This window comes from Embleya sp. NBC_00888 (genome assembly GCF_045207655.1).
In the GTDB taxonomy this organism is placed as follows: Bacteria; Actinomycetota; Actinomycetes; order Streptomycetales; family Streptomycetaceae; genus Embleya.
Window position 1 is genome coordinate 6,286,187 of the sequence record NZ_CP108784.1, and the last position, 13,407, is coordinate 6,299,593.

The following is a 13,407-nucleotide window of genomic DNA, read 5'->3' on the forward strand; positions in this document are numbered from 1 at the left end:
TCAGAGGCGCCCGGGGGCTCGATATCCGGCGCCTGCCCGGCCGACGGCGAGTCATGCCCGGCAGGTGTCGAAGATGTTCAGGACCGCGAGGACACGACGGTTCCGGAGGGAACACCGGATCCCGGGGCGGCTCCGGCCCCGTTCTCCGACCGCGCTGCCCCCGTGTTCGACGGGGATGGCGAGGTGGACGGCGGGGTTTGGTAATTCTCGCCGAACGGGGATCGGTAGCCGATCTTGGGCGAGGCGTCGGCCGCCGCCTTGTTGGCGTCCGAGGCCACCCACAGCTGCCAGGTCGGGTCGGTGGCGATCGCACGCAGCCGGTCCATCGACAGGATCGGCGTGTTCCGGCCGATGTCGCCCTTCTCCTCCCGCGAGGCGATCTCCTCGATCGTGATCACGACGCCGTCACGACGCACGACTCGCACGGACCAGACCTTGGGCCCGTTGCCCCACGGTCCGGCCTTGCCGTCCGCGCGGTTCTCCGGGGTGTCCGGCGCCGCGGGGTAGACCCAGTCCTGCCGCTCCACCACCCGGCCTGCCGGAGCTTCGTAGTTCACGCATTTGGCGTAGACCTCGCCGCCCGGGTGCGGACATTCAACGGTTTCCGGGGTTTCGGCGTCCTGCGCCACCGACACCGAGAGCAGGCTGGGCCCGGCGGAGTCCTCGAGAACGAACGACGCCGAAGCGCCGGCGCTGTGAATTCCCGCGGACGTTCGGTTGGTGTTGTCCGAGCCGGTGAGCCGGGAGGTCAGGAGGTTCTGTGGCACAAGTGCCAGGAGCTTGTGCAACAGCAGCGGCGGCAGCACGGGCACCGTCCCGGCCGGCACCGTGAGCGTCGGCCGGGGTTTGGGCCCGGCCTGGATGGCGGGCGCGGATACCTCGGCGGTCGTGCTCGCCGGACCCGCCACCCGCCCGCGGTGGTCGTCGTTTCCGTTCGCCACGACGAGCAGGGTCGTACTGGCGACGGCCAGTACCGCCGCGGTCGACACGCCGACCTGGATACGCCGTACCAGCTTCATGCGTCTGCCCCGGGCGATGCCGCCCGCGACCAATCCCGTCGGGGGGACCAGCCCCGACGCCGACGTCCGCATCGCGGCCGCCAGCTCATTCTCGTCGGACCCCATAGACCTACCGTCTCCTCACCATCGGTGACATCCGTGCGAACACAGGTCGTTGCTGCTCACCAGCCGTACGGCCGTACCGGCGGTGTGCGCGGCAACTCCCTCATGCGGCGGAGAGCCATCCCGACTCGGCCCCGAGCACGCTGCGCAACTTCTCCAACGCCCGCATCGATCTACTGCGCACAGCCCCCTCGGACACGCCCATCTGCCGCGCCGTCTGCTCCACGCTCAGGTCCTCCCAGTACCGCAGGACCAGTACCGCCCGGTCCTTGGGCGGCAGTTCGGCCAGGCTCTTCAAGAGCGTCAACCGCAACGCCTGGTCCTCCTCGGGGCCGGAGCCCTCCGGCAGGTCGGCGTAGGGCTGCTCGGTGCTGCTCAACCTGCGTCGGTGGGACAGATAGGTGCGTGTCAGCACGGTGCGCGCGTACGCCTCCGGGCTGTCGGCCCGGCTGACCCGCTTCCAAGCCCGATACAACTTGCCCAGCGTCGTTTGCACGAGGTCCTCGGCGAGATGCCAATCACCACACAGGAGCCATGCCGTCCGGAACAGCCGACCGCTGCACGCGTTGGCGAACTCCAGGAAATCGGCCGGCTCAGCGTCGAAGCCCGCCATAGACCCTCCTCGTCCCTACGCGCCCTCGCGCGTACCCACCCCATAGACGCGGCGGACCCCCCGGCACGTCACAACTTCCGGCCGAGAATACGTATGCGCAGCTCATGGGCCATTCGAGGGGTTGGCCCAGGGGCCCGCGCGTCGGCCCGTAGCCTGGGCCACGATCGATCACCATCGATCCCGCAGCCCCCGCCGCCCGAACCCGGCGCGGGGTACGAACCAGCCAGGGGAGTGGACGTGACGTCGGTGGACCACGATGTGGATCGTTTCAGCGCCAAGACCCGCGACTGGGTGGACGAGGCCATCCGCAAGGTCGCCGCCGACGCGAACCGTTCCGCCGACACCCACCTGCTGGCCTATCCGCTGCCTGCGGAGTGGGGCATCGACCTCTACCTCAAGGACGAGTCGACCCACCCGACCGGTTCGCTCAAGCACCGGCTCGCGCGTTCGCTCTTCCTCTACGCCCTGTGCAACGGGTGGATCGAGGAGGGCACCACCGTGATCGAGGCGTCCTCGGGTTCCACGGCCGTCTCGGAGGCGTACTTCGCCAACCAGATCGGCCTGCCGTTCGTCGCGGTCATGCCCGCCACCACCAGCCCCGAGAAGATCGAGCTGATCGAGTTCCACGGCGGCCGATGTCACCTGGTCGAGGACGCCGCCACGGTGTACGACGTCTCGCGCGCGCTGGCGGCGGAGACCGGCGGGCACTTCATGGACCAGTTCACCTACGCCGAGCGCGCGACCGACTGGCGGGGCAACAACAACATCGCCGAGTCGGTGTTCGAGCAGATGTCCGAGGAGCGGCATCCCATCCCCGAGTGGATCGTGGTCGGCGCCGGCACCGGCGGCACGAGCGCGACCATGGGCCGCTACGTCCGCTACCGCCGGCACCACTCCAAGATCTGCGTCGTGGACCCCGAGAACTCGGCCTTCTTCGACGGATGGCGCACGCACGATCCGGCGTACACCGACGCGTGTTCGTCGCGGATCGAGGGCATCGGTCGCCCCCGGGTCGAGGCCAGCTTCATGCCGAACATCGTCGATCGCATGATCAAGGTCCCCGACGCCGCGTCGGTGGCGGCGATGCGCGACCTGCACCGGCGTACCGGACACAAGGCGGGCGGCTCGACCGGCACCAACCTGTGGGGTGCGCTGCGTCTGGTGGCCGAGATGCGCGCCGCGGGTCGGACCGGCTCGGTGGTGACGCTGCTGTGCGACGGCGGCGAGCGCTACGCGCACTCGTACTACTCCGACGAGTGGCTCGCGCGACAGAAGCTGGATCTGACCGCGTACGAGGACACGTTGCGACACTTCCACGCGACGAGTGAATGGCGCTGATCGAGCGGCCTTAGGCTGGGTGTCGCAGGTCGACGAGGAGGAGCAAAGGATGAGCGGAGCGGGAAACGTCGTCTTCGACAAGCGTGAGCAATTGGAGAAGATCCAGAGCGGGTTGCTGCCGGGCGAGCAGATCATCGCGGTCTACGACGCGAAGGGCGTCGGCACCGGGTTCATCGGTCTGACCGACCGGCGCGCGATCATCCAGGACAACAGCTTCGTCGGCAAGAAGATCGCGATCACCTCCTTGCCCTATTCGAAGATCAGCAGCGTGAGCATGGTCTCCAACAAGAGCTTCACCGGCTCGTACCTGAGTTCCAGCGAAATAGCGATCCACGTCGGCACGCAGACCTACAGCGTGGAGTTCCGCAGCGACGACAAGGGCCGACACGTCCACGACGTGATCCTCCACTACATCATGCATTGAGCCGGCGCATCGGATCCCGACGGCGTGATCGGCCGGCCTCGGTTACGGCGGGGTCGTCCCGCGCTCACCTGGTGGCCGGGGCCTGTCCGCGCAGGGGCAGGCCCGCCGCGCGGTAGATCGCGTCCATGACGCGCAGCGTCGGCACCGCGTCCGCCGCGGGCGTCAGCGGCGGCTCGCCGAGGCGGATCGCGTCCGCGAACGCCTGGAGTTGCAGGCGATACGTCGGGGTCCTCGCGGCCTCGCCCAGGTGCTCGCGGCGCTTGCGCTTGCCCGTGTGCACGGTGAAGCGGTGCGGCAGGTGCGGCATCAGGTAGTTCAGTACGCGCATCTCGCCGCGGGTGCCGACGACGTGCGCGTGCATGTCCAGGACGCGCCGGGACAACATCGACGCGTGCACGGTGCCGGTCACGCCGCCGGGCAGGCGCAGTCGGGCCGACATCGCGCGGTCCACCCGCCGGTCCTTGCGGACCGTCAGGGCGTGCGCGTCCACCACCTCGATCGGGTCGCTTCCGTCGTCGCCCGCCAGCAGCCGCATCAGGTGCACCGCGTAGCACCCACCATCCATCAGCGCCCCGCCCGCGAGGTCGTAGCTGTAGCGGATGTCGCCGAGCAGCGGCAGCGGGAAGCACATCGACGTGGTGATCCGGCGGATCTCGCCCAACTCGCCGTCGTCCAGGATTTCGCGCATCCGGCCCGCGAGCGGGTGATACCGATAGTGGAAGGCCTCCATCGCCACCAGGCCGGCGCCCGCGGCGGCGTCCGCGATCTCCCGCGCCTCGGCCTCGTTGGCGGCCATCGGCTTCTCGCACAGCACATGCTTGCCGGCTTCCAGCGCGCGGATCGTCCAGTGCGCGTGCAACCCGTTGGGCAGCGGGATGTACACCGCGTCCAACTCCGGGTCCGCGATCAGGGCGGCGTAGTCCGTGTGCACCCGCGGGATGCCCTGCCGTCGCGCGAAGGTATCCGCGCGGGCCGCGTCGCGGGCGGCGATTGCGGCGACCTGTACCTCCGGGATCAGCCGCGCGGGCTTGACCAGTGCGGCCGGCGCGATGCGAGCCGCGCCCAATACGCCGATCCGGATCCGCTTCATGGCGTCATCCCCCTCGTCGCCGTCCCGCCCGACGCGCTCGTGCTCCGAACGCTTACCCGGGCCACTCGCCGGACCCACGCGTGGGTCGTGCCGGACTCGCTGTCCGCATGTTAGGGGCGCACGCGCGCGTGTGGGGGAGATCGCCCACAGGAATCCGCGAGCGACGGGTCGGCGCGGGTGTGGCGGGTACCCGCACGGAGGAGTCGGGGCCTAGACTAGACTTGTCTTGACATCAAGATATCTGCGGGGCGCAGACCCCGGCATCCCCTACTTAGGGTCACCTTGCTTGGCGTGAGTCGAGTGGGTGTCGGCAGGATGCGGGAGAAACGCACAAGATCAAGGGAGACCGTCGTGTCCGCGAACAGCTTCGACGCTCGCTCCACCCTGAACGTGGGTGACGAGTCGTACGAAATCTTCCGGCTGGACAAGGTGGAGGGCAGCAAGCGCCTCCCCTACAGCCTGAAGGTCCTGCTGGAGAACCTGCTCCGCACGGAGGACGGCGCGAACATCACCGCCGATCACATCCGTGCCCTGGGCGGCTGGGACGCGAAGGCCGAGCCGAGCGAAGAGATCCAGTTCACGCCGGCGCGCGTGATCATGCAGGACTTCACCGGCGTGCCGTGTGTCGTGGACCTCGCCACGATGCGCGAGGCCGTGAAGGCCCTCGGTGGCGACGCCTCCCGGATCAACCCGCTCGCGCCCGCCGAGATGGTCATCGACCACTCGGTCATCGCCGACGTGTTCAACCGGCCGGACGCGTTCGAGATCAACACCGACATCGAATACGGCCGCAACAAGGAGCGCTACCAGTTCCTGCGCTGGGGCCAGACCGCCTTCGACGAGTTCAAGGTCGTACCGCCCGGCACCGGCATCGTGCACCAGGTCAACATCGAGCACCTGGCTCGCACCATCATGGTGCGTAACGGCCAGGCATACCCCGACACCTGCGTCGGCACCGACTCGCACACCACGATGGTCAACGGCCTGGGCGTGCTCGGCTGGGGCGTCGGCGGCATCGAGGCCGAGGCCGCGATGCTCGGCCAGCCGGTCAGCATGCTGATTCCGCGCGTGGTCGGCTTCAAGCTCTCCGGCAAGGCGCAGCCCGGCGTCACCGCCACCGACGTCGTGCTGACCATCACCGACATGCTGCGCAAGCACGGTGTGGTGGGCAAGTTCGTCGAGTTCTACGGCGACGGCGTCGGCGCGGTGCCGCTGGCCAACCGCGCCACCATCGGCAACATGTCGCCGGAGTTCGGCTCGACCTGCGCGATCTTCCCGATCGACGCCGAGACGATCACCTACCTGCGACTGACCGGCCGGGACGACAAGCAGCTCGCGCTGGTCGAGGCGTACGCGAAGGCCCAGGGCCTGTGGCACGACCCGAGCCACGAGCCGGAGTACTCGGAGTACATCGAGCTCGACCTCTCCACCGTGGTGCCCTCGATCTCCGGCCCCAAGCGCCCGCAGGACCGGGTCGTGCTGGCCGAGGCCAAGTCCCGTTTCCGCAGCGCGCTGGCGGACTACGTCACCAACGGCGACGAGTCCGGCGAGGAGTCCTTCCCGGCCTCGGACGCGCCCACCGGCTCCAACGGTCGCGTGCACAACCCGACCACGGTGGTCGGCGAGGACGGCGTCGAGTACGAGATCGACCACGGCGCTGTCGTGATCGCCTCGATCACCTCGTGCACCAACACCTCGAACCCCTCGGTCATGCTCGGCGCCGCGCTGCTCGCGAAGAAGGCCGTCGAGAAGGGTCTGACCCGCAAGCCGTGGGTCAAGACCACGCTCGCGCCCGGGTCCAAGGTCGTCATGGACTACTACGAGAAGGCGGGCCTGATCCCGTACCTGGAGAAGGTCGGCTTCTCGCTGGTCGGCTACGGGTGCGTGACCTGCATCGGCAACTCCGGCCCGCTGCCGGAGGAGGTCTCCAAGGCGGTCAACGACGCCGACCTCGCGGTCGTTTCGGTGCTCTCGGGCAACCGCAACTTCGAGGGTCGGATCAACCCCGACGTCAAGATGAACTACCTGGCCTCGCCGCCGCTGGTGATCGCGTACGCGCTCGCGGGGTCGATGGACATCGACATCACCACCGAGCCGCTGGGCGTGGACTCCGAGGGCAAGCCGGTCTACCTCGCGGACATCTGGCCGAGCGACGAGGAGATCGCCGAGGTCGTGGCCTCCTCGATCGACCAGGACATGTTCATCGACCGCTACGCCGACGTCTTCGCGGGCGACTCGCGCTGGCAGTCGCTGGAGATCCCGACGGGCGCCACCTTCGAGTGGGACCCGCAGTCCACCTACGTGCGCAAGCCTCCGTACTTCGAGGGCATGCAGATGCAGCCGGCGCCGGTCGTGGACATCGCGGGCGCGCGCGTGTTGGCCAAGCTGGGCGACTCGGTCACCACCGACCACATCTCGCCGGCGGGCTCGATCAAGGGCGACAGCCCGGCGGGCAAGTACCTGGCCGAGAACGGTGTCGAGCGCAAGGACTTCAACTCGTACGGTTCGCGCCGGGGCAACCACGAGGTGATGATCCGCGGCACGTTCGCGAACATCCGTCTGCGCAACCAGATCGCGCCGGGCACCGAGGGCGGCTTCACGCGTGACTTCACGCAGGCCGACGCCCCGGTGTCGACGATCTACGACGCGTCGGTGAACTACCAGGCCGCGGGCATTCCGCTGGTGGTGCTGGCGGGCAAGGAGTACGGCTCGGGCTCGTCCCGCGACTGGGCCGCCAAGGGCACCTCGCTGCTGGGCGTGCGCGCGGTGATCGCCGAGTCGTACGAGCGCATCCACCGCTCGAACCTGATCGGCATGGGCGTCATCCCGCTGCAGTTCCCGGCCGGCCACAGCGCCGCCTCCCTCGGCCTCACCGGCGAGGAGACCTTCGCGTTCGAGGGCATCACCGCGCTGAACGAGGGTCGCACCCCCAAGACCGTCAAGGTCACCACGGACACCGGCGTCGAGTTCGACGCGGTCGTGCGCATCGACACCCCCGGCGAGGCGGACTACTACCGCAACGGCGGGATCATGCAGTACGTGCTGCGGTCGCTGGTGAACAAGGGCTGATGATCGCCGCGCGGCGACGGTAGGTCGCGCGCCATCGAGGCACCGGGTCGGGCTCCTCGGGGGGCTCGGCCCGGTGCTTTTCGGGTTCGGCCCGAGTGAGTCGCCAATCCGGGACGGGACGGGACGTGGCGGGTGGGGACGGTGCGGCTGCGCTCGCGAGCGCAGACCTTGCGCTCGCACCCGCGGGCGCATCCGCCGGCGCGCTCGCGGGCACCGGGCGCCGAGGACCGGGCGGCACTGGCGCGGCCGGTTGGTTTCCCAACCGGCCGCGGGGTCAGTTTTGTGCCCCGCTCGTGCGGGCGACAGGGCTAGGGCCTCGGTTCACCCAAAAGGGGGAACGCGCGGACGGCGCCGACCACCTCGCCGGCGCCGTAGACGGGTGCCTGCGCGAACGGGGCGAGGGTCTGCTCGTCCACGCCCATGCGCCACAGCAGCGCCGCGATGGCGACGATGTGTGCCCGCGTCGCCCCGTCCGCGATCTTGACCGCGGCGCCCCGACCGTCCGGCAGGCCCACCGCGTACACCGCCTCCGCGCCGTCCTTGGCAAGCAGGCCCGGGATCGCCCGCATCAGGTTCGTCACATCGCGACCGGTACCCGCGACCCACTCCGGGTGGGCGCGCATCGCGTCCGCGATCCGACGTTCGGGCGTGCCCTCGGCGGCCCCCGCGAAGCGGCCGTAGGACCGGGCCAGGCCCGCGAGCGAGACGGCGAACAGCGGCGCCCCGCACCCGTCCACGCCCACCGCCGCGACCGGCTCGCCGGCGACGTCCTCCACCGCCCGGCGCACGGCCCGCTGCAGCGGGTGCCCCGGATCCAGGTAGTCCTCGGTCGACCAGCCGTTGCGCACGCAGGTGAGCAGCATCGCGGCGTGCTTGCCCGAGCAGTTCATCGCGATCCGCTCCGGGCCCTTGCCGGCCGCCAGCCACGCGTCGCGCTGCGCCGCGCCCAGGGGCAGGTCCGCCACGCACCGCAGCGCGCTCTCCGGCAGGCCCGCCCGGGCCAGGATCCGTCGGGTCCCCTCCAGGTGGAAGGTCTCGCCGGAGTGGCTCGCGCAGGCGAGCGCGAGCAGCTCGCCCTCCAGGTCGAGCCCGTTGCGCGCCATCGCCAGGCCCTGGAACGGCTTGTTGGTCGAGCGCGGGAACATCGGCGCGTCCACCGCGCCGTGTCCCTCGACCACCGAGCCGTCGGTGCCGGTGAGTACGGCCGTGCCGTGGTGGATCGATTCCAGGAAGCCGTTCCGCCACACGCCGACCAGCGGTATGTGGGCGAACGCGGCCTCGTCGCCGGAGCGGTCGGCCTGGATCACGGGTCCTCCTGGAGGGTCGTACGAGAGTCGAACGGGGGCGGAGCGGGGCCGATCACGCCGACCCGGAGGTCGAACGCGAGTGCGGGGTGTCCCCCTCCATGATCCACACGTGCATTCTCGGCCAACCACCGCGCATAATCGAACATATGTACGGCAATGGCGATCGGGACACCCCGGCTTGGGAGCAGCCGGGTCGCTTCAGGCGTGCCGAGGCCGGGAACGGGGCCGAATCCAAGCCCCGCGGGAGGGACGGGATCGCGCCGGCGGGTTGGCCGCGAGGCGTTCGGCCACCCGGTGTACCGGGCTGGGAGCACACGGCGGTCGCCTGGCTGTACGACCTGTGCCCACCCGGCTATCGAAGCCATGACGTGCTGCGCAAATACCCGCTGATCCTGGCCCGGATGGCCCGTCAGCACGTCGCCGCCGCGCTCGCAGCCGCCCGGCACGGCTACGGCACGGCGCGCGTCGAACTCGCTGGCAGGGTGCCCGTGGCCGCGATGGAGGCGGCGCTGCGCATGTACGAGTACGAGGGCTCGAGAGCGGCGGCCACCGAGCGGGCGGTCCGGCTGGTCGAGGAGGCCCTCGCGGGCGAACGTTGGGAGCCTCGGCTGTGACCGTGACACGTTCCGCGTCGCGGAGCGGGTGAACGGGCGCGACGTCGCCCGTCGCCCGACGTGCACAAGGCACAAGGCACGGGGCGCCGGGCGCCGGGCGCCGGCGCGAAAGGGGTGTTTGTAACGTTCCATGTGTTCACCGCGCGCGGAGCGGTGAATAGAGGCCCGATCGTGACGCCTGCGTTCAGGTTTGACTCTTCTGCCCGAACGAAGGGGGCAATAGAGTTCAGGACTTGCACACAAGAAGTGCGTCAGATGCACCGGGGCGAGGGGATCGCAGATGTCCGACGGCATGACGGGGGCCCGCTTCCAGGAGGCCCAGCCGCCGGGGTCGCACTCGTCCGGGTCCCAGTCCTCGCTGCACCGGGCCAACCTCGATCGGGTCCTGCACGCGGTGCGCATGGCGGGTGCGCTCACCCAGGCCGAGATCGCCAGGAGTACCGGGCTGTCCGCCGCGACGGTGTCGAATATCGTACGGGAGTTGAAGGCCCTCGACATGGTCGAGGTGACCCCCACGTCCTCCGGCGGCCGGCGGGCCCGCAACGTCTCGCTCAGTCGCGCGTCGGGCGTCGTCGTCGGCATCGATTTCGGCCACCGTCACCTGCGCGTGGCGATCGGTGACTTCGCGCACCGTGTGCTCGCCGAGGAGCACGTGCCGATCGACGTCGACTCCTCCGCCGACGAGGGCTTCGCGCTCGCGGACCGCCTGCTCGGCGTGTTGCTGGAGCGCGCCGGCGCGGTTCGGGGCGAGGTCACCGGCGTCGGGCTCGGCGTGCCCGGCCCGATCGACATCGACACCGGCGCGCTCGGCTCGACCACGATCCTGCCGGGCTGGGTGGGCTGCCACCCGCGCGAGGCGATGCAGGCCCGCCTGGGCCTGCCGGTCCTGGTCGACAACGACGCCAACCTCGGCGCGCTGGGCGAACTCGTGTGGGGCGCGGGCGTGGGTTGTACCGAGATGGCCTACCTCAAGGTGTCCGGCGGCGTCGGCGCGGGCCTGGTGATCGGCGGCCGGCTGTACCGGGGCCCGGGCGGTACCGCGGGCGAGATCGGTCACATAACGCTGGACGAGTCCGGACCGGTGTGCCGGTGCGGCAACCGCGGCTGCCTGGAGACCTTCACCAACGCCTCCTACCTGCTCGACCTGCTCCGCGGCAGTCACGGCACCGACCTGACCATCCAGCGCATGATCGAGCTCGCCAAGGACGGCGACGCGGGCTGCCGGCGGGTGGTCGCGGACGCCGGCAGGCACGTGGGAGTGGGCGTGGCGAGCCTGACGAACCTGCTCAATCCGCAACGGATCATCCTCGGCGGCGACCTCGCCGGCGCCGGCGACCTGTTGATCGCGCCGATCGTCGAGTCGGTCGGGCGGTACGCCATTCCCAGCGCCTCACGCCGACTGTCCGTGGTCACCGGGTCGCTCGGCGAGCGGGCCGAGGTGCTCGGCGCGATGGCGATGGTGATGAGCGAGATGTCTCCCTTCGCCGTCGAACGCACACCCGAGGCGCAGATCGCCGGCGTCTCGATGTGAGCAGTTCCGCACGGATGGCCCATCGCGGTACCCCGATGCGAACCATCCGGGTGCACCGCCGCGTCTAGACTCGATGGACGCCTCTCCTGCACGCAGACCCGTGGGGGCGGTGACGGATCTGACGAAGGAGGAACGGGTGGCCCTGCTGGACAGCGTTCGAGGACCCCGTGATCTCAAGGCCCTCTCGCCCGAGCAGCTCGCGCAGCTCGCGGACGAGATCCGCACCTTCCTGGTGGAGTCCGTCTCCAAGACCGGTGGTCACCTGGGTCCCAACCTCGGTGTGGTCGAGCTGACGATCGCGATGCACCGGGTGTTCGAGTCGCCGCGCGACAAGATCCTGTTCGACACCGGTCACCAGAGCTACGTACACAAGATCGTGACGGGCCGCAAGGACGGCTTCGACCGGCTCCGCCAGGCCGGCGGCCTGTCCGGCTACCCCAGCCGTGCCGAGTCCGAGCACGACGTGATCGAGAACTCGCACGCCTCGACGGTGCTGTCCTGGGCCGACGGCCTCGCCAAGGCGTACCAGGTGCGCGGGCAGCACGATCGGCACGTGGTCGCGGTGATCGGCGACGGCGCGCTGACCGGCGGCATGGCCTGGGAGGCACTGAACAACATCGCGGCGGCCAAGGACCGCCCGGTGATCATCGTGGTCAACGACAACGAGCGCTCGTACGGTCCGACCCAGGGCGGCCTCGCCGACCACCTCGCGACGCTGCGCACCACGCGCGGCTACGAGCGTTTCCTGGAGTGGGGCAAGGGCGTCCTCGGCCGCACGCCGGTGGTCGGCGGCCCCGTCTACGACATGCTGCACGGCGCCAAGAAGGGCCTCAAGGACGCGGTCGCGCCGCAGGGCCTGTTCGAGGACCTGGGCCTGAAGTACGTGGGTCCGATCGACGGGCACGACATCGAGGCGGTGGAGAACGCGCTGCGCCGCGCCCGCGGCTTCGGCGGGCCGGTGATCGTGCACGCGCTCACCCAGAAGGGCAAGGGCTACGCGCACGCGGTCAACGACGCGGCCGACCAGTTCCACTCGGTCGGCGTGATCAACCCCGAGACCGGCCTGCCGGTGAAGAAGTCGGGCGCGTCGTGGACGTCGGTGTTCGCCGACGAGATGGTCGCCATCGCCGACGAGCGCGAGGACGTCGTCGGCATCACCGCCGCGATGCTGATCCCGGTCGGGCTGCACAAGTTCGCCGCCAAGCACCCGGACCGGGTGTTCGACGTCGGGATCGCCGAGCAGCACGCGGTGACCTCGGCGGCGGGCCTGGCCACCGGCGGCCTGCACCCGGTCGTCGCGGTGTACGCGACCTTCCTCAACCGCGCGTTCGACCAGGTGCTGATGGACGTCGCGCTGCACAAGTGCGGCGTGACCTTCGTGCTCGACCGGGCCGGTGTGACCGGGCCGGACGGGGCCAGCCACAACGGCATGTGGGACATGTCGATCCTCCAGGTCGTGCCGGGCCTGCGGCTCGCCGCTCCCCGGGACGCGACGCAGGTGCGCGCCCAACTGCGCGAGGCGATGGAGGTCGACGACGCGCCGACCGTGGTGCGGTTCGGCAAGGGCGCGGTGGGTTCCGACATCGAGGCGATCGGCCGGATCGACGGGATGGACGTGTTGCGCCGTACCGGCCCCGAGCGCAACGGTGGTGGTGAGCGCGGCGACGTGCTGATCGTGACCGTCGGGCAGATGGCCGAGATCGGGGTCGAGGTCGCCGATCGGCTCGCCGACCAGGGCATCGCCGCGACCGTGGTCGACCCGCGTTGGATCAAGCCGGTCCCGGCCGGGCTCGCGCCGCTGGCGGCCCGGCACCGGCTCGTGGTCACGATCGAGGACAACGGCCGTGCCGGTGGCGTCGGTTCGATGATCGCGCAGTCGCTGCGGGACGCGCGGGTGGACGTGCCGCTGCGCGACTTCGGCATCCCGCAGGAGTTCCTGGACCACGCGGAGCGTCCGGAGGTGCTGGTCCGGATCGGGCTGAACGCCCAGGACATCTCGCGCCAGGTGGTCGAGGAGATCGCGTCCAAGACGGCGGACGCCGACGCCGAGCAGCACGAGACGACCGCCTGACCCGAGGCGGCGCGCGCGATGTGACGGCCTTGGGGTCGGGGTGGGAGCCACGGCTTCCGCGCACGACCCCGGGGCCGTTTCGCTTTTCCGGGCTTCCGGGCTTCCGGGCTTCCCGGTTTCCCGGCCTGCGGGGTGCCCGGCCTTCCCGGGCCGTCCGGTCCTTCGGTTCGCGGGCTGAACCGCGCAAGTCGGTGCCTGGATTCGGAGACTCTCGCGCTTCCAGGAGCAC

10 protein-coding genes are annotated in these 13,407 nt (G+C 70.3%); 6 read left to right on the top strand and 4 right to left on the bottom strand.

Features of this window, described 5'->3' with window-relative positions:
• Nucleotides 1–77: 77 nt before the first annotated feature.
• Nucleotides 78–1,124 (bottom strand): hypothetical protein, encoded by a 1,047-nt coding sequence (locus OG948_RS26880; RefSeq protein ID WP_406298902.1) that lies wholly within the window; start codon nucleotides 1,122–1,124, stop codon nucleotides 78–80.
• Between the two features lie 100 nt (nucleotides 1,125–1,224).
• The gene (locus tag OG948_RS26885; RefSeq protein WP_395859804.1) at nucleotides 1,225–1,734 is read right to left on the bottom strand and encodes a SigE family RNA polymerase sigma factor; all 510 of its coding nucleotides are present in this window, start codon (nucleotides 1,732–1,734) and stop codon (nucleotides 1,225–1,227) included.
• Between the two features lie 231 nt (nucleotides 1,735–1,965).
• Between OG948_RS26885 and OG948_RS26890 the strand changes: the two genes are divergently transcribed.
• Complete coding sequence (locus tag OG948_RS26890; protein ID WP_406298903.1) at nucleotides 1,966–3,072, top strand: PLP-dependent cysteine synthase family protein; 1,107 nt, start codon at nucleotides 1,966–1,968, stop codon at nucleotides 3,070–3,072.
• Nucleotides 3,073–3,121: 49 nt separating this feature from the next.
• Nucleotides 3,122–3,496 (top strand): PH domain-containing protein, encoded by a 375-nt coding sequence (locus OG948_RS26895; protein WP_379996323.1) that lies wholly within the window; start codon nucleotides 3,122–3,124, stop codon nucleotides 3,494–3,496.
• 64 nt (nucleotides 3,497–3,560) lie between these two features.
• Here the strand turns inward: OG948_RS26895 and OG948_RS26900 are convergent, their stop codons facing one another.
• Complete coding sequence (locus tag OG948_RS26900) at nucleotides 3,561–4,586, bottom strand: Gfo/Idh/MocA family protein (protein ID WP_406298904.1); 1,026 nt, start codon at nucleotides 4,584–4,586, stop codon at nucleotides 3,561–3,563.
• Nucleotides 4,587–4,937: 351 nt separating this feature from the next.
• Here OG948_RS26900 and acnA point away from each other — a divergent pair, with 351 nt between their 5' ends.
• The gene (acnA, locus tag OG948_RS26905) at nucleotides 4,938–7,655 is read left to right on the top strand and encodes an aconitate hydratase AcnA (protein ID WP_406298905.1); all 2,718 of its coding nucleotides are present in this window, start codon (nucleotides 4,938–4,940) and stop codon (nucleotides 7,653–7,655) included.
• A 308-nt stretch (nucleotides 7,656–7,963) separates the two neighbouring features.
• Here the strand turns inward: acnA and OG948_RS26910 are convergent, their stop codons facing one another.
• Nucleotides 7,964–8,962, bottom strand: a complete 999-nt coding sequence (locus OG948_RS26910) for an asparaginase (RefSeq protein ID WP_406298906.1) — start codon at nucleotides 8,960–8,962, stop codon at nucleotides 7,964–7,966.
• Between the two features lie 146 nt (nucleotides 8,963–9,108).
• Between OG948_RS26910 and OG948_RS26915 the strand changes: the two genes are divergently transcribed.
• The 3 genes from OG948_RS26915 (at nucleotide 9,109) to dxs (ending at nucleotide 13,178) form a co-directional block, all read left to right on the top strand.
• Nucleotides 9,109–9,576, top strand: a complete 468-nt coding sequence (locus OG948_RS26915; RefSeq protein ID WP_406298907.1) for a hypothetical protein — start codon at nucleotides 9,109–9,111, stop codon at nucleotides 9,574–9,576.
• 400 nt (nucleotides 9,577–9,976) lie between these two features.
• Complete coding sequence (locus OG948_RS26920) at nucleotides 9,977–11,107, top strand: ROK family transcriptional regulator (protein ID WP_402229610.1); 1,131 nt, start codon at nucleotides 9,977–9,979, stop codon at nucleotides 11,105–11,107.
• A 136-nt stretch (nucleotides 11,108–11,243) separates the two neighbouring features.
• Entirely contained in the window at nucleotides 11,244–13,178 is a 1,935-nt protein-coding gene (dxs, locus tag OG948_RS26925; RefSeq protein WP_406300349.1) for a 1-deoxy-D-xylulose-5-phosphate synthase, read from the top strand.
• Nucleotides 13,179–13,407 lie beyond the last annotated feature (229 nt).